Here is a 23,977-nt window from a genome sequence, read left to right as displayed (position 1 = left end):
TAGACGTCGACCTGGGCCCGGCCGCACGACGGGCAGGACACGATCTCGAGCGAACGCGGCCGCAGGTTCAGCGACTCGAGGATCTGACTTCCGACCTTGACCTCTTCGACCGGCGGCGCCGACAGCGACACCCGGATGGTGTCGCCGATGCCCTGCGAGAGCAGCGCGCCGAACGCGGTAGCGGACTTGATCGTGCCCTGGAAAGCGGGACCGGCCTCGGTGACACCGAGGTGCAGCGGGTAGTCGCACTGCGCGGCCAGCAGCTCGTAGGCTTCGACCATCACCACCGGGTCGTTGTGCTTGACGCTGATCTTGATGTTGCCGAAACCGTGCTCCTCGAACAGCGAGGCCTCCCACAGCGCCGACTCCACCAGCGCCTCGGGCGTCGCCTTGCCGTATTTCTCCATGAACCGCTTGTCCAGCGAGCCGGCGTTGACCCCGATCCGGATCGGGATGCCGGCCGCGCCGGCGGCCTTGGCGACCTCGCCGACCCGGCCGTCGAACTCCTTGATGTTGCCCGGGTTTACCCGCACCGCGGCGCAGCCCGCGTCGATGGCGGCGAAGATGTACTTCGGCTGGAAGTGGATGTCGGCGATGACCGGAATCGAGCTGTGCCGGGCGATCTCGGCAAGCGCGTCGGCGTCCTCTTGCCGCGGGCAGGCCACCCGGACAATGTCACAACCCGTCGCGGTCAACTCGGCGATCTGCTGCAACGTCGAGTTGACGTCATGGGTTTTGGTGGTGCACATCGACTGCACCGAAATCGGATAGTCGCTGCCGACCCCGACGTCACGGACCATCAACTGACGCGTGGTGCGCCGGGGGGCAAGCGTGGGCGCCGGAGGCTCAGGTTTGCCAGGCATGCCCAGGCCAATGGTCACTGTTCGTCTCCTCCCTGGTTCTCTGTTCGCCTACTGGAACAGCCTGATCGGATTGACCAGGTCAGCGGTCACGGTCAACAGCATGTAGCCGACCACGAAGACCAGCACCACATACGTCGCCGGCATCAGTTTGAGGTAGTTCACCGGCGCGGCCGCGACCTTGCCGCGGGCGGACCGGATCATGTTGCGGATCTTCTCGTAGAACGCGACCGCGATGTGGCCGCCGTCGAAGGGCAGCAACGGGACCAGGTTGATCGCGCCAAGAATGAGGTTCAGCTGGGCCAAGAAGAACCAGAACGCCATCCACAGACCGTGGTCGACGGTATCGCCGCCGATGATGCTGGCACCGACGACACTCATCGGCGTGCCCGGGTCGCGCTGGCCGCCGCCGATGGCATGCACCAACGCTCCGACCTTCGTCGGGATGGTGATCAGTGCCTTGCCCACCTCGCCGGTCAGGTCGGCCGAGAACCCCAAGGTGGCAGGCACCGCGGTGAGCACGTTGTAATGCGTGAACCCGCTGCGGGTGGCGCCGACCCCGATGGCGCCGACGGTGGCGGAGGTGGGTTGTCCGCCTGATCCCGCCGAGGTCCAGCGTTGGGTCGGCGTGACATCGACGTACTTGGTGATCGTGGTGCCGTCACGCTCGACGACGACCGGAACGACGCCGTGCGACTTGCGTACCGCAGCGGCCATTTCGTCGAAGTTGGACACCGGGGTGTCCCCGACCTTCACGACGACGTCGCCCTTGAGGATTCCGGCTGCCGCCGCCGGTCCGTTGCCGTCACACTTGTCGAACTTGCCCGGGCTGGTTTCCGATGCGACGCAAACAGTTTCGCCGACCACAGCCCTGGTGGACTGATGCAGGTTGGGCAGTCCCCAGATCAGGGCGATGAAATAGATGAGCACCAGGCAGATGACGAAGTTCATGCCGGGCCCGGCGAACAGCACCACGGCCCGCTTCCAGGTCGCCTGCTTGTACATCGCGCGCTCGGTCTCGTCGGGTGCCAGCTCCTCCACCGGGGTCATCCCGGCGATGTCGCAGAAACCTCCCGCCGGGATGCCTTTGACGCCGTATTCGGTTTCACCGCGGCGCGTCGACCACAAGGTGGGACCGAACCCGACGAAATACCGACGCACCTTCATGCCGGTAGCGCGCGCCGCCCACATGTGGCCGCACTCGTGCAGGGCCACCGAGATCAGGATGGCAAGCGCGAACAGCACAATGCCGATAACGAACATCATCAGCGGTCAGGACCTTTCTAAAGCCATTCTTGAGGCCTTTCCAGAAGCGGGGGCCGAGCTTGCTGTGGCGATCGCGCGCTGGGCCCGTTCCCGCGCCCAGCGCTGCGCGTCGAGTACGTCATCCACGGTAGCGGGTTCGGCGGCCCATGGGTCGGCGATGTGCAATACCTCGGCGATAGTGCCGACGATTGCCGGGAAGCCGATCCGGCCTTCGAGGAATGCCGCTGCCGCCTCTTCGTTGGCGGCGTTGTAGACGGCGGTCATGCAACCGCCCGCCTGGCCGGCCCGTCGGGCCAGCTCTACCGCGGGGAAGACGTCGTGGTCCAGCGGCTCGAACTCCCAGGTCGACGCGGTGGTGAAATCGCAGGCAGGAGCGGCGCCGCTGACCCGCCGCGGCCAGCCCAACGCCAGCGAGATGGGCAGCTTCATGTCCGGCGGGCTGGCCTGGGCGATCGTCGAGCCGTCGATGAACGTGACCATCGAATGGACGATCGACTGCGGGTGTACCACGACCTCGATGCGGTCGTAACCAATGCCGAACAACAGGTGGGTTTCGATGAGCTCGAGGCCCTTGTTAACCAGCGACGCCGAGTTCAGCGTGTTCATCGGGCCCATCGACCAGGTCGGATGGGCGCCGGCCTGCTCGGGGGTGACGTTCTCGAGATCGGCGGCCGAAAAGCCGCGAAACGGGCCGCCGGAGGCGGTCAGCACCAGCTTGGCGACTTCACCGGGGGTGCCGCCGCGCAGGCACTGGGCCAGCGCGGAGTGCTCGGAGTCGACCGGCACGATCTGACCGGGCTGGGCCGCCTGCAGCACCAACGGACCGCCCGCGATCAGCGATTCCTTGTTGGCCAGGGCCAGCCGGGCACCGGACTGCAGGGCCGCCAGCGTGGGCCGCAGTCCCAGCGCCCCGACCAGGGCATTGAGGACGACGTCGGCCTCGGTCTCCTCCACCAGCCGGGTCGCCGCGCTGGGGCCGGTGAAAGGGACCGGAGAAGGTATGCCGGCCCGCCGCGCCGCGTGCTCGTCGGCGATGGCGATGTTGGTCACCCCGGTCTCGGCGCGCTGACGCAGCAGCGTGTCCAGGTTCGCACCCCCGGCGGCCAGCCCGACCACCTCGAAGCGGTCGGGATTGGCGGCGATGACCTCCAGCGCCTGGGTGCCGATTGAGCCGGTACTGCCCAGCACCAGCACGCGCAGGCGGCCGTCGGCGTATGCGTTCGTCACCTGTCTATTGTGCCCCGCCCGGTTGCCGAATCGGCCAATCCGTGACGCCGACAGCTCCGAATGCAGAGCATGTTGACGCTCGCACTCATCGGCCTGATCGGCGGCCTGATCACCGGCATATCCCCCTGCATCCTGCCGGTGCTGCCGGTGATCTTCTTCTCCGGCGCGCGCAGTGTCGCCGCCGAGGACACCGGGACTGAGCCGGGCGCGGTCGCCGTCGCAGCCAGGCCGAAACGGCCCCTGTCGGACACGCTGCGCCCGTATCGGGTGATCGCCGGGCTGGTGCTGAGCTTCAGCGTCGTCACGCTCGTCGGCTCGGCCTTGCTGTCGCTGCTGCACATCCGGCAGGACGCGATTCGCTGGGTGGCGCTGGTCGCGCTGGTGGCGATCGGGCTCGGGCTGATCTTTCCCCGCTTCGAGCAGCTGCTGGAGCGCCCGTTTTCCCGCATCCCGCAAAAGCAGATCAACACCCGCGGCAACGGGTTCGGCCTGGGCCTGGCGTTGGGCGTCCTCTACGTTCCGTGCGCGGGCCCGGTGCTCGCCGCGATCGTGGTGGCCGGGGCCACCTCGGCGATCGGTGTCAACACCGTCGTACTCACCAGCGCATTCGCGATCGGGGCCGCCCTGCCGTTGTTGGTCTTCGCACTGGCCGGCCGGCAGGTGGCCGAACGGGTGAGCGCGTTTCGGCGTGGTCAGCGCGAGATCCGGATCGCGGCCGGGATCGTGACGATCCTGCTGGCGGTGGCGCTGGTGTTCAACCTGCCCGCGGTGCTGCAGCGGGCCATCCCCGACTACACCAGCGCGTTGCAGCAGAAGGTCCCCGGGGCGGACAAGATCCGCGACAAGCTCAACCTCGGCGGCATCGTCAACGACCAGAACGCGCAGCTGTCGAACTGCACCGACGGGGCGAACCAGCTCGAAAGTTGCGGCCCCGCACCCGATATCAAGGGCATCACGGCATGGCTGAACACCCCGGAGAACACTCCGCTGGACCTGCGCTCGTTGCGGGGCCGCGTCGTGCTGATCGACTTCTGGGCGTATTCCTGCATCAATTGCCAACGCGCCATCCCGCATGTGGTCGGCTGGTACCAGGCCTACCGGGACGCCGGATTAGAGGTGATCGGCGTGCACACCCCCGAGTACGGATTCGAGAAAGTCACCGCCAACGTGGCGGCCGGCGCGGCCGATCTGGGCATCAAATATCCAGTGGCGCTTGACAATAGCTACTCGACGTGGACGAACTACCGCAACCGGTACTGGCCCGCGGAGTATTTGATCGACGCCAACGGCACTGTGCGGCATATCAAATTCGGCGAGGGCGACTATGACGGCACCGAGAAGCTGATCAGGCAGTTGCTGCTGGACGCCAATCCAGCCGCCAAGCTGCCGGCGCCGGTAGGAGCGCCCGACACCACGCCCACCGGGGGTCTGACGGCGGAGACCTACTTCGGCGTGGGCAAGGCGGTCAACTTCGCCGGCGGCGGGGTGTACGACCAGGGGTCGGCGACGTTCGGCTATCCACCGGGACAGCCCGCCGATACGTTCGCCCTGAGCGGCCCGTGGTCGCTGGACTACCAGGGCGCGACGGCCGACGGCGACGATTCGCGCATCAGACTCGACTATCACGCGAAGAACGTCTACATCGTGGTCGGCGGCACCGGAACTCTGACCGTGACGCGGGACGGAAAGTCGACGACGGTGCCGGTCGGCGGACCGCCGACGTCGCATCAGGTCGTCGCCGGCGACCAGGTGGCACCCGGGACGCTCGAGGTGCGTCCCAGTCGCGGGCTGCAGGTGTTTTCGTTCACCTACGGCTGATCCGAATTTGCTGTAGACCCATCCAAAAGGGGCGCGGCTCCGAATCATTCATGTCAGCAAGAAATTCCTATCTCAGGAGTAGAAGTCAATGAAGACACGCAGCAAGACACCCAAAAAGGCCTTTGCGGCAACCACTTTCGCCGCAGCCGCTGCGATGGGTCTCGCGGTGGTCGCCGCCCCGACGGCGGTGGCCAGCCCCGCGACCAATCTGGTCGGACCCGGATGCGCGGCGTACGCACAGCAGGTGCCGACGGGGCCGGGATCGGTAGCCGGGATGGCGAATGACCCGGTCGCGGTGGCGGCGTCGAACAATCCGATGCTGACCTCGCTGACCGCGGCACTGTCGGGCAAGCTCAACCCGCAGGTGAACCTGGTGGACACGCTCAACAGCGGGCAGTACACGGTGTTCGCTCCCACCGATCAAGCGTTCGGCAAGCTCGACGCGGCGACGATGCAATCGCTGAAAACCGATGGGCCGCTGCTGAATAAGATCCTCACCTACCACGTGGTCCAGGGGCAGCTCAGCCCGGCTCAGGTCGGCGGCATGCACAACTCCCTGCAAGGTGCGCCGGTGACGGTGACCGGTTCGGGTAACGGACTGAAGGCCAACAACGCTTCGGTGGTGTGCGGTGGGGTGCAAACTGCGAACGCGGTGGTGTACATGATCGACACCGTGTTGATGCCGCCGGCGTAAGCATGGCAAAGTCCCCACAGCTGCGGGCGCCCAGTGTGCCAGAATGTCGGAACATCTTCTAATTCGAAGCTGGAGTCTATTTAGAAGCCGAGATCCGACCGGAGGAATCGCTGTGGCCAGTACCGAGGTGGACCGCTACAACGGCGTCGATGTCGCCGAGGTGCCGTCCGCAGCGTGGGGATGGAGCCGAATCAACTACCGCACCTGGTACGTCACCGGTGCGTGCATCATCGGATTGCTGCTGGCGATGATCTGGCGCGGCAACCACGTCGGCCATGTCGAGGACTGGTTCGTAGCTGGGTTCGCCGGCCTGGCGCTCGTCGTGCTGGTGCGCGACATCCTCGGCCGGCGACGCGGCTGGATCAAGTAGCTTCGACCGTTTCGGGCGCCGGCTCGGTAGCAGGCTCGGCTGCCGGACCCCGGTGAATCCTGATGTCTCCGGAGCCGCTGCGTATCTGTAGGACCACGGTTTCTTCGCCTTTTTCGGGGCCGTCGGTCGGCTCCAATTTGCTGGTCACGTCACCGGATCCGGTGGTGATGTCCAGCCGCGCGGCGGTGCCCTGAGCGACCCCGACAGCGACGTCGCCGCTGCTGGTGTGGGCCGACACCGCGCCACGAACGGCCGCCGCGACGTCCACCGAGCCCGACGCCGTCCGCGACTTCACGCTGCCCCGCAGTCGGTCGACGGAAAGCGAGCCGCTGGCGGCCTTGAAGCGAAGATTGCCGTCGATGTCGCCGATCGTCACGTTGCCCGAACTGGTCACAATCGAGGCGCTGCCAGCCACAACGTGTATGGTGAACGACCCGGATGCGCTGGTGGCCTTGATCTTTCCGGTGACGGTGTCGACCTCGACTTCGCTGCTGGAGCCCGCGAACCTCAGGTCGGCGAATTCGCCTTCGGCGCGCATGCTCGCCGATGCCACCGATACGTGCAGCCGCGACCCTGTCGGCAGAGCGATCTCGATCTCGGTGTCCCCGCCGCGCAGCAGCGGCATCCCGCGTCTGGCGCCGGTGACCGACAGCTTGCGGTCGCGGAAATCGACGCGCGTGTGTTCGGCCGCCCAAACGTCGGAACTTCGCGATTCGTCGCAGGGCCGCACCGCGACGACGGTGTCGGCGCGGTCGGTCGCCAACAGGCGCACCGAACCACCGCCGGCCTCGATCCAGACGTCGATCGGCGCGGGGGTCTCAAAAGTCGGCATTCTTGGTCTCCTTGCTGTCCGAGGGAATGGGTGGATCAGCGCACCCAGCCGGTGACGCGCTGCCCGCCGCCCCGGCTGGAATGGCTCGATCCGTGCTGACCGCCTGGGTGACTGGCTCCCTGACTGGCTAACGCCGCGGCCCGGACCAGCCAGGCGTTCAACGACGCGCCCTCACTGCGCGCGGCCCCCTCAACTACCGTCCGCAATCCCTCGGGAAGCCGGAGGGTGACCCGCCAGGTGCCTCCGTCGTCCTCGTATTGAGCGCCGAACAGGCGGTTGTCGGGCTTGCCGACGTAGTCGGCGCTGCCGCTCGGCTCCTCGTCGAGGGGGGCGCTGACGATGAACTCGGGGTCGCGGCCACGCAGCCGGACCTCGACGGATCGAGGCGCCAGCTCACCGGTGATCTCTTCGGCGGCGGCCGACAGCGCTTCTAACAGCGCCAGCCGGACCGCCGACTCCAGTGGAGCGCTGAGCCGGTCGGCCAGCTCCTGGGCGGCGTCACCGCCGGCCGCCGCGGCCACCCTCAACTCGTGCCGGACGGAGTCAACAAAAGGTTGCAGATCCATGGTGTCATGTTGACACTATTTTGATGTCATGACAAGTGTCATGGTGGTGCCCGTTATCGCCGCACCCGTCGGTACCAGGCGCCGGCCAGCCCGCCGGCCACCAGCACGACCAACGTCACGGCCCACGGCCAGGCGCCGTGCTGGTGCACCCAGCCGGCCAGCACACCTTGCAGCCGCCCGGCGGCGGTGATCACCGCGTCCTGCGGATTCACCTGCGCGCCGCTGATCAGGCGCAGTTCGTACAGCCCGTAATAGCCGACATAGAGTCCGACCAAAACCAGCAGTGCGCCGCTGATCCGGTTGACGAACGGCAGGATTCGCCGCAACCGGTCGGCCAGCACCGAACTCGCCGCCGCGGCGGCGACGGCGAGAACGCCGACGACCAGGGTCAGCCCCGCGACGTACGCCAGGTAGATCGCCACGCTCCCGACGACCGAACCGCCCCGAAGGCCCGCCGCAGTGACCGCCAGAAATGGCCCGATAGTGCACGACAGCGAGGCGATGGCATAGCTGACGCCGTATCCGTACATGGAGCCCAGTCGGACCGTCGGCGCCCATCGGGCGCGCATCGCTCGCGGCGTCAGCGCGGTCAGCTCCCGCCCCGCCAGCAGCCAGACACCCAGGATGACCAGCACCAGGCCGATCACCACCGTGCCGTACGGCAGGTAGCGCTGCACTGTGCTGGCCGCCGATATCGTCAGCAGGCCGAACACGCCGAATACCGTCAAGAAGCCCAGCGCCATCCCGACGGTGGCCGCCAGCGCCCGGCCCAGTGGGGCCAATCCCCGCGGCGTGACCGCCTGTTCGCCGGACTGCTGCCCGCGTACCACCAGAAGCAGGTACGCGGGCAGCATGGCAAACCCACATGGGTTCAGCGCTGCGACCAATCCGGCGGCGAACGCCAGACCGATCAGGCCCTGGTCCACGGAAGTCATTACCTCAGGGCCGCAACCCGCCCGGCCAACTCCTGCTGCGACATCGCCGAGGTGGGGTTGTTGACGAACGTCGAGCTGCCATCCGCCCGGTAGAACACATAGGCCGGCTGCCACGGCACGTTGTAGCGGGCCCAGATCGCGCCGTCGGCATCGTTGAGGTTGGTGAAGTTCAGGTTGTATTTGGAGACAAAGTTCTGCATCGCAGCAACATCCGAGTGCGCCGCGATACCGACGAAAGTGACTCCCGGATTGGCCGACGCCACCTGGCTGACGCTGGGACCTTCGGCGTTGCAGAACGGGCACCACGGCGTCCAGAACCACAGCACCGCCGGCTTGCCCTGCAAGGTGGCGCCGTTGAACGGAGCGCCACTGAGGGTGGTTCCGGAGAACTGCAGCCGGTCATCGGCGGCCGCCGACCGCGGAGCACTGATCAGTCCGCCGAATATCAGCGCGAGCGCGAATACGCCCGCAGCAAACAACTTGAGCGGAGACATCAGGCGAAGAATCATGACATACCTCATTTGCTGGTGTTATGTCTTAGTTGACGGGTCAGCCGCCGTTCTGGTTCATCACGCCATTCGCCCGCTTCCCACCGGAGTTCGAGACGACGAGCTTCCCGAGGCTCCCGAGTGCGCCGCCCATTCCACCAATGTAGGCCTTGACCATGTCACGGGCGGACACGTCGGCGCCTTCAGGTAGCGAGGTCAGCCACGCGACGGCGTCATCACGTTCCTGGTTGGCATACACCCGCACCGGACGCGGCATCCACGCGCCGATGCCGCGCGTCGGCTCCCGAATCCAGCCGATGTCGCTCACCACAGCGCAGCCATCGAGCAGTGCCAGGTAACCCACCCCGAGTCGGGTGTCCGCCCATAGCGCGCCCGGCGTGATGCGGTCGAAGCCCGGGCCGAATTGGTAGAGCAGTCGCATTCGAGTTGCCGATCGCCGGGCGCGATCGACCAGCGGCGCAAAGACTCGCTCGTAATCTTCTGCTGTCACCGGCCCGACGGTCTCCAGGGCCTGAATACCAGCAGGCACGTCCACGAGTTCTTTCAGCACAACGGCACCTCTCCCGCCCAGATTTAATATCCTAGTACAACTATTGCATAGTGCTATGGTAGTGGTACCCCGCATGCTAGGGAGGTACGCGCATGAAGGTCGCCATTGTGGGCGCCGGCATCGCCGGCCCAACGCTCGCGTACTGGCTGTGGCGCTATGGCCACGAACCGACACTGATCGAACAGGCGCCCCGGCTCCGCACGGGCGGCTATGTCGTCGACTTTTGGGGTGGCGGTTACGCCGTCGCCGAACGGATGGGACTTGCCGCCGAATTGCACGCCGCAGGATACGCGGTAGCGGAGCTGCGACTGGTGGACCGGAATTCGCAACGGGTGGGCGGCTTTTCGGCCGACGTGATCCGGCGCAACGTCGATGGCCGGCTCGTCACCGTGCCCCGTGGTGATCTGGCGACCATGATCTACCGCTGCATCGACCAGCATGTCGAAACCCTGTTCGGTGAAAGCGTTTCCGCCGTCACACAACATGATTCGGGCGTGGAGCTGACACTCGAGCGCGGTGGGTCACGACGATTCGACCTGCTGATCGGCGCGGGAGGTATCCATTCGCCGGTGCGGGATCTGGTATTCGGGCCCGAATCTGGATTCGAGACTGACCTCGGCTACCGAGTCGCGGCATTCGAAGCCGAGGGTTATCAGCCGCGCGACGAACTCGTCTACCTCGCCTACACCACACCCGGGCGGATGATCGCACGATTCGCGATGCGCGGCGGGAAGACCCTGTTTCTTTTCGTTTTCACCACCGACCACACAAGCGGCCCCGATCCGCAGAATGGGTCGGAGGCCAAGGCCACCCTGCGTCAAGTCTTTGGCAACGCCGGCTGGGAATGCCCGGAGATCCTGCGCAGACTCGACTCGGCCTCCGAACTGTACTTCGATCGCGCGAGCCAAATAGTGATGGACCACTGGTCGGAGGGGCGGATTGCGCTCATCGGTGACGCCGCGGCCGCGGTCTCGCTGCTGGCGGGCGAGGGGGCGGGCCTCGCGATGGTGCAGGCATACGTGCTGGCCGGTGAACTCAGCCGCTCGGATGCCGATCACCGTCAAGCGTTCCACCGCTATGAACGCCGGCTGCGTCCGATCGTTGCGGCCAGGCAGCGGTCAGCGCGCGGATTCGCGTCGATGTTCGCGCCGAAGACGTCGCTCGGCCTGTGGACCCGCAACCAGGTCACCAAACTGCTGAACATCCCGCAGCTCGCCGACTGGGTCGTCCGGCGTGAATTCCGCGACGACATCGCGTTACCTGAGTACGCGGCGTAGGTCAGCCGGGCAGCCGGTCGGCGGCGAGCTGCCCGCAGGCGGCACTGATCTCACGACCCCGCGTGTCGCGCACGGTGCAGGAAACCCCTTTCGACCGCACCCGCCGGACGAATTCCCGCTCCACCGCCTTGGGGCTGGCGTCCCAGTCACTGCCCGGCGTCGGGTTGAGCGGGATCAGGTTCACATGCACCAGCGGCCCCAGCGCGTTGTGCAGTCGTTTGCCCAGCAGATCGGCCCGCCACGGCTGGTCGTTGACGTCGCGGATCAGCGCGTACTCGATGGACACCCGCCGGCCGGTCACGTCGGCGTAGTAGCGGGCGGCGTCCAAAGCCTCACTGATCTTCCACCGGTTGTTGACCGGCACCAGTGTGTCGCGCAGCTCGTCGTCGGGCGCATGCAGCGACAACGCCAGCGTCACCCCGAGCCGCTCGTCGGCGAGTTGGCGGATCGCCGGGGCCAGACCCACCGTCGACACCGTCACCGAACGTGCCGAGATTCCAAACCCGGCGGGTTCGGTGATGCGACGGACGGCGGCCAGCACCCGAGCATAGTTGGCCAGCGGCTCCCCCATGCCCATGAAGACGATGTTGGTGAGGCGGGCGCCAGCCGCTTCACCGAAGTCGTCGCGCAGTGCGGCGGCGGCCGCCCGCACCTGCTCGAGAATCTCCGCGGTCGACAGGTTGCGGGTCAACCCGCCCTGGCCGGTGGCGCAGAACGGGCAGGCCATGCCGCAGCCCGCCTGCGAGGAAATGCACACCGTATTGCGCTGCGGATAGCGCATCAGCACCGATTCGAAGGTGGCGCCGGCAGGGTCGTTGACGGCTCGCCACAACGTCTTTCGAGTCTGGCCGGCATCGCACGTGACTTCGGTGGCCGCGGTGAGCAGCGTCGGGAACATCGTTTCGGCGATCCGGTCGCGGACGGCGGCCGGAAGGTCGGTCATCTGCCCGGGATCGGCGGTGAGCCGGCCGTAGTAGTGGTGCGCGAGCTGTTTGGCCCGAAACGCCGGCAAGCCCAGCTCCGCGACGGCTGACGCGCGGCCCGCCGCGTCGAGGTCGGCCAGGTGCCGGGGCGGCTTGCCGCGACGCGGCGTCTCGAAGATCAATTCTTGGACCATGACCAGTCCAGTATCGGTCAAACCCGGCGCAGGCCCCTAAGGCAGCAGCGTGAACACGGTCCAGGCCGCCACCGCGGACGGGAGCACGCCGTCGAGCCGGTCCATCAGGCCACCGTGGCCGGGTAGCAGCCGTCCCATGTCCTTGATGCCGAGATCGCGCTTGACCTGGGATTCCACCAAATCCCCCAGCGTGCAGGTCAGCACCAGCAGCAGCCCCAGCAGCGCTCCCACCCACAGCGGTTGGTGGGCCAGGAAGTGCGCGGTCAGTATCGTCGCGGTGATCCCGCAGACCAGCGAACCGGCGAAGCCCTCCCAGGACTTCTTCGGGCTGATCGTCGGGACCATCGGATGCTTCCCGAACAGCACCCCCACGGTGTAGCCACCCACGTCGGAACAGACCACCGCGATCATCAGGCAGAACACCCGCGCCGCGCCGTCTTTCTGATAGACCAGCATGGCGGCGAACGAGGCGAACAGCGGCACCCACGCGGCCAGGAATATGGTCGCCGACGCGTCGCGCAGATAGGTCGGCTTTGAAAGTGTCGAAGGTGTCGAAGACGGCGATTCGGCGGCGCGATCGTGCTTGTCCTGCATGAACAGCCGCCAGATCATGCAGACCACCACCATGCCGCCGAAGCCGGCCAATGCGCCGGCTGAGTGGCGCCACCAGGCCAGCCCGACGGGGATCTGGCCGCCGATCAACAACGGGATGACCGGAATCAGATACCCGGCTTCGCGCAGTCGCCGGACGACCTCATGACTGGCCACCGCGATGGCGCCGGCGCACAGGACCACCCAGAAATGCGGCTTGAGCAGCAGCGTCGCGATGACGAGTCCACCGGTAGCCGCGCCCACCGCGATCGCGGCGGGCAGGTTGCGGCCCGCGCGGGACGTCTTCTTGGCCGGCTCCGCCGGGGCCCGCTCACCTCCGTGCGCCGGCTCGTCGGGCGGACTGCCGGTACCGGCATCGGTGGTTGCCACGGGCTTAAACGGACTCAGCTGCTGGGCGGCCGCTAGACCTCCAGCAGCTCCCCTTCTTTGTGCTTGACCAGCTCGTCGATCTGGTTCACGTAGTTGTGGGTGGTCTTGTCCAGATCCTTTTCCGCGCGGCCTACCTCGTCCTCGCCGGCCTCGCCGTCCTTGCGGATGCGGTGCAGCTCCTCCATGGCTTTGCGACGGATGTTGCGCACCGAGACCCGCGCTTCCTCGCCCTTGTGTTTGGCCTGTTTGACCATCTCGCGGCGGCGTTCCTCGGTGAGCTGCGGTACCGCCACCCGGATGAGGGTGCCATCGTTGGTGGGGTTCACGCCGAGGTCGGAGTTGCGGATCGCAGTCTCGATCGCGTGCAGCTGGTTCGCCTCGTAGGGCTTGATCACGACCAGCCTCGCCTCGGGGACGTTGATGCTGGCCAGCTGGGTGATCGGGGTGTTGGTGCCGTAGTAGTCGATGACAATCCGGGAGAACATACCGGGATTGGCGCGGCCAGTCCGGATGGTCGACAGATCTTCCCGTGCCACCGACACGGCCTTCTCCATCTTCGCCTCGGCGTCGAAGAGAGCTTCGTCTATCATTTGCGTCTTCCCCTCACGCGGTGACCAGCGTTCCGATTTTCTCACCAGCGACCGCACGGGCGATATTGCCATCAGTCAGCAGATTGAACACCAGAATCGGCATGCCATTGTCCATACATAGGCTGAACGCGGTCGCGTCGGCCACTCGCAGCCCGCGGTCGATGACTTCCCGGTGGCTGATCGCGGTGAGCAGCTCGGCCTGCGGGTTCTCCCGCGGATCCTCGGCGAACACGCCGTCGACCGCCTTGGCCATCAGAACCACGTCGGCGCCGATCTCCAGTGCCCGCTGTGCGGCGGTGGTGTCCGTCGAGAAGTAGGGCAGCCCCATGCCGGCGCCGAAGATCACCACGCGCCCCTTCTCCAGGTGGCGCACCGCCCGCAACGGGAGGTAGGGCTCCGCGACCTGCCCCATGGTGATCGCGGTCTGAACCCGGGTGGCGATGCCTTCCTTCTCCAGGAAGTCCTGCAGCGCGAGGCTGTTCATGACAGTGCCGAGCATCCCCATGTAGTCCGAGCGGGTGCGCTCCATGCCGCGCTGCTGCAGTTGCGCGCCACGGAAGAAGTTGCCGCCGCCGATCACGACCGCGACCTGCACGCCGTCGCGGACCACCTCGGCGATCTGGCGGGCCACCTGTGCGACGACATCGGGATCCAGACCGACCTGGCCGCCGCCGAACATCTCGCCGCCGAGCTTCAGCAACACCCGCGCATACTTGGAACGCACGCCGTTGGGGCTCGTCGGCTCGGGCTGCGTCATCAGACTCCTTGCATGAAAGTGCCATCCCGGCCACCCGCCCGGACGGCATCTGACATCCTGCCTTATCGCCGCGCTTCGGGGTGGCCCGGGTGCATTATCTGCACAGTTACTTCTCGGGCGGGTCAGATGTTTGACTGCCCGGCGGCCGGGGAATCCGGACCACCGCGGCGCGAAATCCACTGTCTTGAGAATAAGGACACGTCTGCGCCCTGTTGCCGGACCGATCGCTTGTCGATCGGCGCGAGTTGCCCTCACACGAACGCCACTAGCTTGTCGGAAGGATGGACTCTTCACCCGGCCGGGCAAAACGGTACAGGCGAACCACATTGTGCAGAGGTGGAATAGATCCGCCCTTAACCGGGTACCCAGCCGGGCTAGCAGATATTTCCGCAGGGAGACGTCTACGCGCAAGGGGATACGCAGCCCTTATTAAGGTCTGGAGACGTGTTTTGGATGTCCTACTTCTCACCAATGCGGACGACTTCGAATCGGCCTTACCCACGCTGAACTCTGTCGCCCAGACCACTCGCCACGCCCCGCTGACCGACCACCTCGACGGCCTGCATCGAGGCGCCGACGTCGCGATCATCGACGCGCGCACCGACCCGGCCGCGGCGCGCCGGGTGTGCCGACGGCTGACGGCCAGCGCGCCCGCCGTCGCGGTGGTGGCCGTCGTCGCCCCGGCCGACTTCGTCGCGATCGACGTCGACTGGCATTTCGATGACGTGCTGCTGCCCGCCACCGGCGCGGTCGAGCTGCAGGCACGGCTGCGGCTGGCGATAACGCGCCGGCGCAGTGCGATAGAGGGGACCCTGAAGTTCGGTGACCTGGTCCTGCACCCGGCCAGTTACACGGGATCGCTGGCAGGTAAGGACCTGGGTCTGACGCTCACGGAGTTCAAGTTGCTGAATTTCCTTGTGCAGCATGCCGGTCGGGCGTTCACCCGGACCCGGCTCATGCACGAGGTGTGGGGGTACGACTGCAATGGCCGGGTGCGTACCGTCGACGTGCACGTGCGACGACTGCGGGCCAAACTTGGCTCCGAGTACGAATCGATGGTCAACACGGTCCGGGGTGTGGGCTACATGGCGGTGACGCCACCGCAGCCGCAATGGATCATCAGCGAACCGACCCTCAGTCCGGCCTGGACGTCGCCGCCGGCACCGGTCACCGACTCGATCGCGCGCTAGATCAGGCGGTTTCTCAGGCGAATAGCGGCAGCGCACGCTTGCGCGCCAGCGCGTCCATGCCCTGTTGAATGCTGTCCTGGACCTCGCGGTACTTGCTGTCGACGTAGTCGGCGTCGTCGGCGCGGGCGGGGTCGTGGTCCAGCTCGACCACCGGCATGAACCGGGTCCTGATCTTGGCCGGAAGCGGCAGCTGCGGCAACGCCGCCGGCGCGATACCCCAAGGCAGCGAGACCGCCAGCGGGAACACCTTGAGCCGAAGCAGGCGATCGAGTTGCAAGACCTGCGACAGCCGGTCACCGCGGATCAGCACCGGCATCGCATCGGCGCCGCCTACGGTCGCAATCGGCACAATCGGCACTCCGGCGTGAATCGCCATCTTCACGAAGCCCTTCCGTCCCGCCAGGTTGGCGCGATCACGCTCGGCCCACGGCCGCAGCGAATCCACCTCGCCGCCGGGCCACAGCGCGACGTCGTGCCCTTCGGCCAGCGCGGTGGCAATCGCGTCCGGCGCGGCCGGAAGCACTCCCATCGACCGGAAGTAGCGACCGATGAGCGGGATCGCCATCAGCGCGTCATGCGCCGTGCCATGCAGGGGGCGGTCCTGCCCGAAACGTCGCCACCATTGCAGTCCGACGGTCCACGCGTCCCAGACAAACGGGGCACCGGAGTGAATGCCGACCAACAGCGCCGGTGGCCGGGGGATGTTCTCCCAACCGTCGATCTCCATGCGAAACCAGTAGTCGACCAGCACATTCCAAAAGAACTTCTGGCGCTGCAGCGTGGTCTCGTCCTGACCGCCGAGATCCCATTGCCCGGCGCGTTCGGCCACCCAACCGCTCACCCCGCCGTCCTGGTCGCGCCGTCGCTGCCGCATTGCCGCGCGGGCATCTTCGGCATGTTGCTGCGCTTGGTCACGCACTTCCATTGGACTGTCATCGGTGTGAGTCATTCTGTTGGGGTACCCGCTTGTGACCCACGCAACTCGATGAATGTCGTTGTCCGGCCAGGGCGTAAACGTAGAACTCCCCGCGCCACAGGTGTGGCGCGGGGAGTCCGTTACCGGCGAATCAGGAGTTCTTCGGCGCGTTCGGAGCCGGGCTCGGCGTCATGCCGGGGGCCTGCCCGGGCATCCCAGAACCAGGCATCCCGGGGGCGCCGTTGGCCGTCCAAACCAGGACGTCCTGGACACCGTCGTTGTACACGACGTTGGTCGGAGGCGCACCGGTCACATCGAAGTAGATCTTCCCGCTGGCCTGGCCGCCCTGGGTGATCGGCGCGGGACTGAACGCGTCCGGCGTCGGCGACATGCTGATCACCCGGTAGGTCTGGTTGTCGCCCGTGCGCGCATTGAAGTTGGACACGACCGGGGTGACGACCCCGCTGGTCGCGCGCGCGTTGACGTCAGCCTGCCAAAGCTGTCCGGTCGGCGTGAAGCCGGGGATCGTCGCGTTGGACGGCTGCAAGTTGCTGACGGTGTAGGCGGTGATGAGCGGTCCGTCGACCAGCGTTTCGCTGGTACCCAGGTTCTGAGTGATTGGACTTGCCGAAGCGGTCGCCGCACCGAACACACCTACAGCAGCAATCCCGGCCGCCGCGACCATCGATCTCATAGCGGTCGAACTGAACCTCATTATTGCTAATACCTCTCAATCGAATCGTCGAGCAATTTTTGGCATACGGCATTCACCGCACCTCGAGTCGCATATCCAATCCGCAAATGCCTCAAACATCAACGAGCTGAGCTGCGGCAACGGCGTAGTGTTGCTGAATCTCAGGGTTTTTCGTCGCGGGAGTTATTAACCCGGCCTAATGTTGTTGTGCCCCAAGGTTCGCAGGAACCCCAAGAACGCAATCGCGCCCCAAATGTCTCAGTAATGCAAAATTCGCGTCAATGCACCTGATATATGTCAATATCGTTGACATGGGTCAGGCCGAAGACGCTCCGCTGGGCTATCTGCTTTACCGCGTGGCAGCCGTTCTGCGACCGGAGGTTTCCGCAGTGTTGCGGCCACTCGGCCTCACTCTGCCCGAATTCGTTTGTCTCCGTATCCTTTCCATGTCCCCGGGGTCGTCCAGCGCGGAATTGGCACGGCATACCAGCGTGACCCCGCAGGCGATGAACACGGTGCTGCGCAAGCTGGAAGAAAGCGGCGTGGTGGCACGGCCCGATTCGGTGTCCTCCGGTCGTGCGCTGCCGGCAACGCTGACCAGTCAGGGCCGCAGTCTGCTCAAACGCGCGGAGGCCGCGGTCCAGGTCGCCGATGCCCGGATCCTGGCCAAGCTGACCGCCGCTCAGCAGCGCGAGTTCAAACGCATGCTGGGCAAGCTGGGATCCGACTGACGGTCACTGGGCGGCTTGGATCCGCGGCCACGGCCGCGCCTCTTCGAGTTCGTAGGCCAGTTCCAGCAGCCGCGCTTCGCAACCGATGTCGGCGGACAGCATCATGCCCACCGGCAGGCCGTTCGCGGATTGCGCCAACGGCAGCGAAATCGCCGGCTCCCCGGTGACATTCTGTGCCGGGGTGAAGCTGACCCAAGCGATCAGGCGGTCGAGGAGCTGTTGGTAGTCGGTGGGTGCCAGGTATCCGACCCGCGGCGCCGCGTCGGCGAGCGTCGGCGTGAGCAGCGCATCGTAGGTGCCGAACAACCGCGCGCTGTGCCGTCGGGTAGCGCGCAGCCGCATGATCGCCGCCGGGAGCCGCGCGATGTTGCGGCCGGTGTGGCGGCGCAGGCCCAGGGTGAAGCTGTCCAGCCGGGTTCGATCGAAGGTGTCGCCGAACGCCCGTCGGCCCATGCTCACCTGCGCGAGCGCCAGGAACCCCCAATACAGAATGAAGTCGTCGACGAAGCTGGTGGGCAACAAGGTGTCGTCGAGGTATTCGACGCGGTGCCCCAGCTCCTCGATCAGTCCGGCCGTCTTCAGCGTCAGCTCGCGCACTTCCGGACTGCAGTCGCGCCCGGAGACCACGCGGGTCATCACAGCGATCCTCAGCCGCTGCTTTCCGGGCCCGATGACGTCGCCGACCGGCGCCAGCTTGGGGTTGCGCCAGATGCGCTCGGCCTCCCGGTAGAAGGCCGCGGTGTCACGCACCGAGCGGGTCACCACGCCGTTGGCGACCAGGCCCACCGGCATCCGCTGGTAGTGCGGGTCCAGCGGCAGCCGGCCGCGCGACGGCTTGAGGCCGACCAGCCCGTTGCAGGAGGCCGGAATGCGGATCGAGCCGCCGCCGTCGTTGGCGTGCGCGATCGGCACCACCCCGGCGGCGACGAACGCACCCGACCCCGACGACGAGGCTCCGGCGGAATGGTCGGTGTTCCAAGGGTTGCGGACCGGCCCCAGCCGCAGGTGTTCGGCGGCCGGGCTGAACCCGAACTCCGACAGCTGCGTCTTGCCCAGGCACACCGGCCCGGTGGCCAGGAACAGCTGGGTGAAGACGCTGTCCGCGACGGCGTCGTGAGGTACCCACGCGTCGGTGCCATACCTGGTGGGCAGTCCGGCGACGTCGATGTTGTCCTTGATGAACGTCGGAACGCCGCCAAAAAAGCCGCCGGACGCCGCTTTGGCCGCCTCGGCGCGGGCGCGCTCGAACGCCTCCTGCGCCAAGCCGTTGAGGGCAGGGTTGACGGCTTCGGTGCGGGCGATGGCCGCCTCGATCACCTCAGCCCTGCTGACCCATTCGGCCCGGATCGCGTCGGCCAGGCCGACGGCGTCCAGCTCGCCCAGAGCATCGTCACCGAAAGCGTGAACGCGTGGCATGACGCGCGCGCTTACGCTTGGCCCACCTCGAACCGAACGAACCGCGTCACCGTCACCCCGGCCTCGTCGAGCAACGCCTTGACGGTCTTCTTGTTGTCCGACACCGACGGCTGCTCGAGCAGCACGGCGTCCTTGAAGAAGCCGTTCAGCCGGCCTTCGACGATCTTGGGCAGCGCCTGCTCGGGCTTGCCCTCGGCCTTGGCGGTCTCCTCGGCGATGCGGCGTTCGCTGGCCACCACGTCTGCCGGGACGTCGTCGCGGGACAGATAGCGCGCCTTGAGCGCTGCGATCTGCAGCGCCACCGCGTGGGCCGCCTCGGCACCGTCACCGGTGTACTCGACCAGTACCCCCACCGCAGGCGGCAGGTCGGCCGCGCGCTTGTGCAGATAGGTCTCGACGGTGCCGTCGAAGTTGGCGACGCGGCGCAGTTCGAGCTTCTCGCCGATCTTGGCCGACAGCGCGGCGACCGCGTCTTCGACGGTCCCCTCACCCGTCTTGACGGCTTTGAGCGTGTCGACGTCGCCGGCCTTGGAAGAGGCGGCCGCGGCGACCACCTCGTCAGCCAGCTGTTGGAACTCCGCGTTCTTCGCGACGAAGTCCGTCTCGCAGTTCAGCTCGATAAGCGCGCCGTCCTTGGCCGCGACCAGGCCCTCGGCCGTCGCCCGCTCGGCACGCTTGCCCACGTCCTTGGCGCCCTTGATGCGCAGCGCTTCGACTGCCTTGTCGAAGTCGCCGTCGGTTTCCACCAGCGCGTTCTTGCAGTCGAGCATTCCGGCACCGGTCAGCTCCCGAAGTCGCTTGACGTCAGCAGCGGTGTAGTTCGCCAATGCTCAGCCTTTCTTAGGTTGCATCTGTGGTTGGTTCGGTTCCGTCAGCGGCGCCCGGGTCGGCCGGGGTCGCCGACGTTGTTGCCGAGGCCAGCAGCTCCTGCTCCCATTCGGCGAGCGGCTCGGCGGATTCCGCCTCCGGCTTGCCGTCGCCGCGGCCCAGCCCGGCGCGGGCCTGCAGACCCTCGGCGACCGCGGAGGCGATCACCTTGGTCAGCAGCGCGGCCGAACGGATCGCGTCGTCGTTGCCCGGGATCGGGTAGTCGACCTCGTCGGGGTCGCAGTTGGTGTCCAGGATCGCGATCACCGGGATGCCCAGTTTGCGGGCCTCGCCGACGGCGATGTGCTCCTTGTTCGTGTCCACGACCCAGATCGCCGAGGGCACCTTGGCCATGTCCCTGATACCACCCAGGGACCGCTCCAATTTGTTCTTCTCGCGGGTCAGACCCAGGATCTCTTTCTTGGTGCGACCCTCGAAGCCCCCGGTCTGCTCCATCGCCTCGAGCTCCTTGAGGCGCTGCAGGCGCTTGTGCACGGTGGAGAAGTTGGTGAGCATGCCGCCCAGCCAGCGCTGGTTGACGTACGGCATGCCGACGCGGGTCGCCTCGGCCGCGACCGACTCCTGTGCCTGCTTCTTGGTGCCCACGAACAGCACCGACCCACCGTGGGCGACGGTTTCCTTGACGAACTCGTACGCCTTGTCGATGAAGGTCAGCGTCTGCTGCAGGTCGATGATGTAGATCCCGTTGCGGTCGGTGAAGATGAACCGCTTCATCTTGGGATTCCAGCGACGGGTCTGATGCCCGAAGTGGGTGCCGCTGTCGAGCAGCTGCTTCATTGTTACTACGGCCATGCTCATGCCTTTACTTGTGTCGGTTTTATGCCCGGCATCGGGTGACGCCAAGCCCTGGCGTCTGCTGCGATGCCGAACCCAGCCGGAAAAACCCGGTCGGGACCGCACGGCACGCGATGCGAACTCCTAATGCAACGGGAGACGCGGTACAGACGCGCGAAGTCAGCCCGCTTTTGCGAGCTGCGCCGAGAAGTTTACACCTCGTATTCCACAGCATCCGCGACGGTGACTGGCCCGGTCTTCGGCGCCGCGCTGAGATGAACGAATGCGATGGGCGGCGCTGCTGCTGGGCTGGGCGCTGGTGAGCGCCGCGTCGGCGCACGCGGACCAGGTGCGGCTGGAATGGCCGTTGCGCCCGCCCCCGGCCGTCGTCCGGGACTTCGACGCGCCGGCACTGGATTGGAATCCCGGGCATCGGGGTGTGGATCTGGCCGGCAGGCCCGGTCAGCCGGTGTACGCCGCGGGCGACGCGGTGGTGGTGTTCGCCGGGCTGCTGGCGGGCCGGCCGGTGGTGTCGCTGGCCCACCCGGGCGGCTTGCACACCAGCTACGAGCCGGTGCGGGCGGCGGTTCGGGCCGGTCAGCGGGTGGCGGCCGGCGCGGTGATCGGGGCTTTGATGGCCGGACACCCGGGTTGCCGGTCGGCCGCGTGTCTGCATTGGGGAGCGATGTGGGGTCCGGCATCGGGCGCCGACTACGTCGATCCGCTGGGCCTACTGAAGTCCACGCCGATCCGGCTCAAACCGCTGGCGCGTTAGTGGCGCGAGCCATGGAACTAGGCGCGCGGATGGGCCTGATCGTGCACCGCACGCAGCCGCGACACCGCGACGTGGGTGTACAGCTGCGTGGTCGCCAGGCTCGAATGACCGAGCAACTCCTGGACGACCCGAAGGTCGGCCCCGCCCTCGAGGAGGTGGGTGGCCGCGCTGTGGCGCAGCCCGTGCGGCCCGATGTCGGGTGCGCCGTCCACCGCCGCGACCGTCTGGTGCACGACCGTACGGGCCTGGCGCACGTCAAGTCGCCGGCCCCGGCTGCCCAGCAGCAGCGCCGGTCCGGACGCCGCGGTGACCAGCACCGGACGCCCGTCTGTCAGCCAGGCCCGCAGTGCCTCCTCGGCGGGCCGGCCGAAGGGCGCAGTGCGTTGCTTGTTGCCTTTACCGAGCACCCGCACCAGCCGATGCCTGGTGTCGATGTCGTCGATGTCGAGGCCGCACAGCTCGCTCACCCGGATCCCGGTGGCATACAACAGCTCGACGATCAGCCGGTCCCGCAGCGCCAGCGGGTCACCCTGCTCGGCGCCGGATTTCGCGGCCGTCATGGCCGCCAGAGCCTGGTCCTGACGTAGCACCGACGGCAGCGTGCGGTGCGCCTTGGGCACTTGCAGCCGGGCCGCGGGATCGGTGGCCAGCAGGCCGCGCCGGGTCGCCCAGGCGGTGAACGCCTTCACCGACGAGGTGCGCCGGGCCAGCGTGGTTCGGGCGGCACCGGCGCCGGCCGCGGCGGCCAGCCAGGCCCGCAGCAGCGGCAGGCTCAGCGCGTCCAGGCCGCAGTCGCGGTCGGAGAGAAAGCCCAACAGCGATCGCACGTCGCCCAGATAGGCGCGCCGGGTGTGGGCCGAACGACCGCATTGCAGCTCTAGATACTCGTCGAACTCGTCGAGGACAGCCACGCTTTGGTCCGGCATTCCCCCACGGTCGCAGGCGCCGGGCCCGCAGCGTCAGTCGACGCGCCGCAATGTGTCCGGGGTGAGATCTTTGAGCGTCGGGTAACCGTCGACGGCCATGGTCAGGTCCGTTTCGGCGAGGATCATGCGCAGCACGTGCACGATGCCGTCGACGCCCCCGAGCGCCAGGCCGTAGGCGTAGGGACGCCCGACACCGACGGCGGTCGCACCCATGGCCAGCGCCTTGACCACATCGGCGCCGCTGCGGATCCCCGAGTCGAACAGCACCGGCAGCCCGTCGGCCGCTTCGACCACACCCGGCAGGCAGTCCAGCGCGGGCAGCCCGCCATTGGCCTGCCGGCCGCCGTGGGTCGAGCAGTAGATGCCGTCGACGCCGCCGTCCTTGGCGCGCCGGGCGTCGTCGGGATGGCAGATGCCCTTGATCAGCAGCGGCAGCTTGGTCAGCGAACGCAGCCAGCCTAGGTCGTCCCAGGTCAAGGGGTTTCCGAACACCTGCGCCCAGCGCAGGATGGCGCCTTGCTGGTCTTCCTCGGGCGGGCGTTGCAGGCTCGCGCGGAAGACCGGGTCGCTGAAGTAGTTGGCCAGGCAGTGCCCGCGCAGCTGCGGGAAGTTCGCGGTGCTCAGGTCGCGCGGGCGCCAGCCGGTGACCCAGGTGTCGAGCGTGACGACGATCCCCTTGTATCCGGCGGCTTCGGCGCGACTGACCAGGCTGGCGGCCAGCTCGCGGTCGGTCGGTGTGTACAGCTGAAAGAACCCGGGGGTATCGCCGAACTCGGCGGCGAGGTCTTCCATCGGGTCGACGGTCAGCGTGGAGCCGACCATCGGGACGCCGGTGCGGGCCGCCGCACGGGCGGTGGCCAGGTCGCCATGGCCGTCCTGGGCGCACAGTCCGATGACACCGATCGGCGCCATGAACAACGGCGACGGCAGGGTCAGGCCGAACAGCTCGACGGACAGGTCGCGTTTCGCCGCGCCGACGAACATGCGCGGCATCAAGCCCCACCGGTCGAAAGCCTCGCGGTTGGCGCGCTGCGTGCGTTCGTCGCCGGCTCCCCCGACGACGTACGACCACACCGACGGCGGCAGCGCCTTTCCCGCCTTGGCCTCCAATTCCGTGAAGACCATCGGCAGCGACGGCACCACCCCGGCCAGGCCCTGGAAGTAGATCTCGTTCTGGTAGTCCCCGAATGCCATGGGATAGAGAATGCCAGCCCGCGATCGGCAGGCTATTAAGTCCCCGCCGCAGTGCCGGCTTCGGACTCAGCCAGCTCTTTCTTCCACTGCCGGAACGACTCTTCGGTGCGCCCGCGTCGCCAAT

General features: G+C 67.1%; 26 protein-coding genes and 1 pseudogene. 7 read left to right on the top strand and 20 right to left on the bottom strand.

What is annotated here, in order from left to right:
* From ispG to dxr, 3 genes are all read right to left on the bottom strand, one after another.
* Positions 1-881 (bottom strand): flavodoxin-dependent (E)-4-hydroxy-3-methylbut-2-enyl-diphosphate synthase (gene ispG / locus VML93_RS20880; RefSeq protein ID WP_325613615.1); only part of this gene is annotated, 881 nt, incomplete at its 3' end.
* Between the two features lie 30 nt (positions 882-911).
* Positions 912-2,126 carry a M50 family metallopeptidase gene (locus VML93_RS20875; protein ID WP_325613614.1) on the bottom strand — a complete coding sequence of 405 codons (1,215 nt, stop codon included), beginning with the start codon at positions 2,124-2,126 and terminating at the stop codon, positions 912-914.
* Between the two features lie 6 nt (positions 2,127-2,132).
* On the bottom strand, positions 2,133-3,353 hold the full coding sequence (gene dxr, locus VML93_RS20870) for a 1-deoxy-D-xylulose-5-phosphate reductoisomerase (protein ID WP_325613611.1): 1,221 nt from the start codon (positions 3,351-3,353) through the stop codon (positions 2,133-2,135).
* 69 nt (positions 3,354-3,422) lie between these two features.
* On the opposite strand from dxr, the gene VML93_RS20865 reads away from it, so the two are divergent.
* The 3 genes from VML93_RS20865 to VML93_RS20855 all read left to right on the top strand — a co-directional run bounded on the left by VML93_RS20865 (position 3,423) and on the right by VML93_RS20855 (position 6,235).
* On the top strand, positions 3,423-5,171 hold the full coding sequence (locus VML93_RS20865; protein WP_325613609.1) for a cytochrome c biogenesis protein DipZ: 1,749 nt from the start codon (positions 3,423-3,425) through the stop codon (positions 5,169-5,171).
* Between the two features lie 88 nt (positions 5,172-5,259).
* Positions 5,260-5,865 (top strand): fasciclin domain-containing protein, encoded by a 606-nt coding sequence (locus VML93_RS20860; RefSeq protein WP_325613607.1) that lies wholly within the window; start codon positions 5,260-5,262, stop codon positions 5,863-5,865.
* Positions 5,866-5,977: 112 nt separating this feature from the next.
* On the top strand, positions 5,978-6,235 hold the full coding sequence (locus tag VML93_RS20855; protein ID WP_325613605.1) for a DUF2631 domain-containing protein: 258 nt from the start codon (positions 5,978-5,980) through the stop codon (positions 6,233-6,235).
* On the opposite strand, the gene VML93_RS20850 is transcribed toward VML93_RS20855, so the two are convergent.
* The 5 genes from VML93_RS20850 to VML93_RS20830 are packed head-to-tail and all read right to left on the bottom strand — an operon-like array spanning position 6,228 to position 9,627.
* Complete coding sequence (locus VML93_RS20850) at positions 6,228-7,067, bottom strand: DUF4097 family beta strand repeat-containing protein (RefSeq protein ID WP_325613603.1); 840 nt, start codon at positions 7,065-7,067, stop codon at positions 6,228-6,230. The genes VML93_RS20855 and VML93_RS20850 overlap by 8 nt on opposite strands.
* A gap of 35 nt (positions 7,068-7,102) precedes the next feature.
* Positions 7,103-7,633, bottom strand: coding sequence for a histidine kinase (locus VML93_RS20845; protein WP_325613601.1), 531 nt, complete (start codon positions 7,631-7,633; stop codon positions 7,103-7,105).
* A 53-nt stretch (positions 7,634-7,686) separates the two neighbouring features.
* On the bottom strand, positions 7,687-8,559 hold the full coding sequence (locus VML93_RS20840; protein ID WP_325613618.1) for a cytochrome c biogenesis CcdA family protein: 873 nt from the start codon (positions 8,557-8,559) through the stop codon (positions 7,687-7,689).
* A gap of 8 nt (positions 8,560-8,567) precedes the next feature.
* A complete protein-coding gene (locus VML93_RS20835; protein ID WP_325613600.1) occupies positions 8,568-9,077 on the bottom strand; it encodes a protein disulfide oxidoreductase in 510 nt (169 codons plus the stop codon).
* Between the two features lie 40 nt (positions 9,078-9,117).
* Positions 9,118-9,627 (bottom strand): STAS/SEC14 domain-containing protein, encoded by a 510-nt coding sequence (locus VML93_RS20830; RefSeq protein WP_325613598.1) that lies wholly within the window; start codon positions 9,625-9,627, stop codon positions 9,118-9,120.
* Between the two features lie 92 nt (positions 9,628-9,719).
* Between VML93_RS20830 and VML93_RS20825 the strand changes: the two genes are divergently transcribed.
* Complete coding sequence (locus VML93_RS20825; RefSeq protein ID WP_325613596.1) at positions 9,720-10,904, top strand: FAD-binding domain; 1,185 nt, start codon at positions 9,720-9,722, stop codon at positions 10,902-10,904.
* Position 10,905: 1 nt separating this feature from the next.
* On the opposite strand, the gene rlmN is transcribed toward VML93_RS20825, so the two are convergent.
* The 4 genes from rlmN to pyrH are packed head-to-tail and all read right to left on the bottom strand — an operon-like array spanning position 10,906 to position 14,349.
* On the bottom strand, positions 10,906-12,021 hold the full coding sequence (gene rlmN, locus VML93_RS20820) for a 23S rRNA (adenine(2503)-C(2))-methyltransferase RlmN (RefSeq protein ID WP_325613594.1): 1,116 nt from the start codon (positions 12,019-12,021) through the stop codon (positions 10,906-10,908).
* 36 nt (positions 12,022-12,057) lie between these two features.
* Positions 12,058-13,002 carry a phosphatidate cytidylyltransferase gene (locus VML93_RS20815; protein WP_325613593.1) on the bottom strand — a complete coding sequence of 315 codons (945 nt, stop codon included), beginning with the start codon at positions 13,000-13,002 and terminating at the stop codon, positions 12,058-12,060.
* 32 nt (positions 13,003-13,034) lie between these two features.
* Entirely contained in the window at positions 13,035-13,592 is a 558-nt protein-coding gene (gene frr, locus VML93_RS20810; RefSeq protein ID WP_325613591.1) for a ribosome recycling factor, read from the bottom strand.
* 13 nt (positions 13,593-13,605) lie between these two features.
* Entirely contained in the window at positions 13,606-14,349 is a 744-nt protein-coding gene (pyrH, locus tag VML93_RS20805; RefSeq protein ID WP_325613589.1) for a UMP kinase, read from the bottom strand.
* Between the two features lie 449 nt (positions 14,350-14,798).
* Between pyrH and VML93_RS20800 the strand changes: the two genes are divergently transcribed.
* Complete coding sequence (locus VML93_RS20800) at positions 14,799-15,539, top strand: response regulator transcription factor (RefSeq protein WP_325613587.1); 741 nt, start codon at positions 14,799-14,801, stop codon at positions 15,537-15,539.
* A 13-nt stretch (positions 15,540-15,552) separates the two neighbouring features.
* Here the strand turns inward: VML93_RS20800 and VML93_RS20795 are convergent, their stop codons facing one another.
* Together VML93_RS20795 and VML93_RS20790 are read right to left on the bottom strand one after the other, a co-directional pair.
* Complete coding sequence (locus VML93_RS20795) at positions 15,553-16,488, bottom strand: lysophospholipid acyltransferase family protein (RefSeq protein WP_325613586.1); 936 nt, start codon at positions 16,486-16,488, stop codon at positions 15,553-15,555.
* A gap of 118 nt (positions 16,489-16,606) precedes the next feature.
* Positions 16,607-17,149, bottom strand: coding sequence for an MPT63 family protein (locus VML93_RS20790; RefSeq protein ID WP_325613584.1), 543 nt, complete (start codon positions 17,147-17,149; stop codon positions 16,607-16,609).
* A 311-nt stretch (positions 17,150-17,460) separates the two neighbouring features.
* Between VML93_RS20790 and VML93_RS20785 the strand changes: the two genes are divergently transcribed.
* Positions 17,461-17,880, top strand: a complete 420-nt coding sequence (locus VML93_RS20785; protein WP_325613582.1) for a MarR family transcriptional regulator — start codon at positions 17,461-17,463, stop codon at positions 17,878-17,880.
* Between the two features lie 3 nt (positions 17,881-17,883).
* Here the strand turns inward: VML93_RS20785 and VML93_RS20780 are convergent, their stop codons facing one another.
* From VML93_RS20780 to rpsB, 3 genes are read right to left on the bottom strand one after another with little or no spacing between them, the layout of a single operon-like run.
* Positions 17,884-19,296, bottom strand: coding sequence for an amidase (locus tag VML93_RS20780; RefSeq protein WP_325613580.1), 1,413 nt, complete (start codon positions 19,294-19,296; stop codon positions 17,884-17,886).
* 11 nt (positions 19,297-19,307) lie between these two features.
* Positions 19,308-20,123: a translation elongation factor Ts gene (gene tsf / locus VML93_RS20775; RefSeq protein WP_325613578.1), complete on the bottom strand. Its 816-nt coding sequence runs from the start codon at positions 20,121-20,123 to the stop codon at positions 19,308-19,310.
* A 13-nt stretch (positions 20,124-20,136) separates the two neighbouring features.
* The gene (gene rpsB / locus VML93_RS20770) at positions 20,137-20,976 is read right to left on the bottom strand and encodes a 30S ribosomal protein S2 (RefSeq protein WP_325613576.1); all 840 of its coding nucleotides are present in this window, start codon (positions 20,974-20,976) and stop codon (positions 20,137-20,139) included.
* Positions 20,977-21,241: 265 nt separating this feature from the next.
* Here rpsB and VML93_RS20765 point away from each other — a divergent pair.
* Positions 21,242-21,727 (top strand): annotated as a pseudogene (locus VML93_RS20765) (M23 family metallopeptidase); the annotation flags it as partial.
* Between the two features lie 23 nt (positions 21,728-21,750).
* Here the strand turns inward: VML93_RS20765 and VML93_RS20760 are convergent.
* From VML93_RS20760 to VML93_RS20750, 3 genes are all read right to left on the bottom strand, one after another.
* Positions 21,751-22,659, bottom strand: coding sequence for a tyrosine recombinase XerC (locus tag VML93_RS20760; protein ID WP_325613575.1), 909 nt, complete (start codon positions 22,657-22,659; stop codon positions 21,751-21,753).
* Between the two features lie 33 nt (positions 22,660-22,692).
* The gene (locus VML93_RS20755) at positions 22,693-23,853 is read right to left on the bottom strand and encodes a lactate 2-monooxygenase (protein WP_325613573.1); all 1,161 of its coding nucleotides are present in this window, start codon (positions 23,851-23,853) and stop codon (positions 22,693-22,695) included.
* Positions 23,854-23,888: 35 nt separating this feature from the next.
* Positions 23,889-23,977 (bottom strand): hypothetical protein (locus tag VML93_RS20750; protein ID WP_325613617.1); only part of this gene is annotated, 89 nt, incomplete at its 5' end.

The organism is Mycobacterium sp. (assembly GCF_035499775.1).
In the GTDB taxonomy this organism is placed as follows: Bacteria; Actinomycetota; Actinomycetes; order Mycobacteriales; family Mycobacteriaceae; genus Mycobacterium.
Note: the sequence above shows the minus strand (reverse complement) of the source record. Positions and strands in the feature narration are given on the sequence as shown.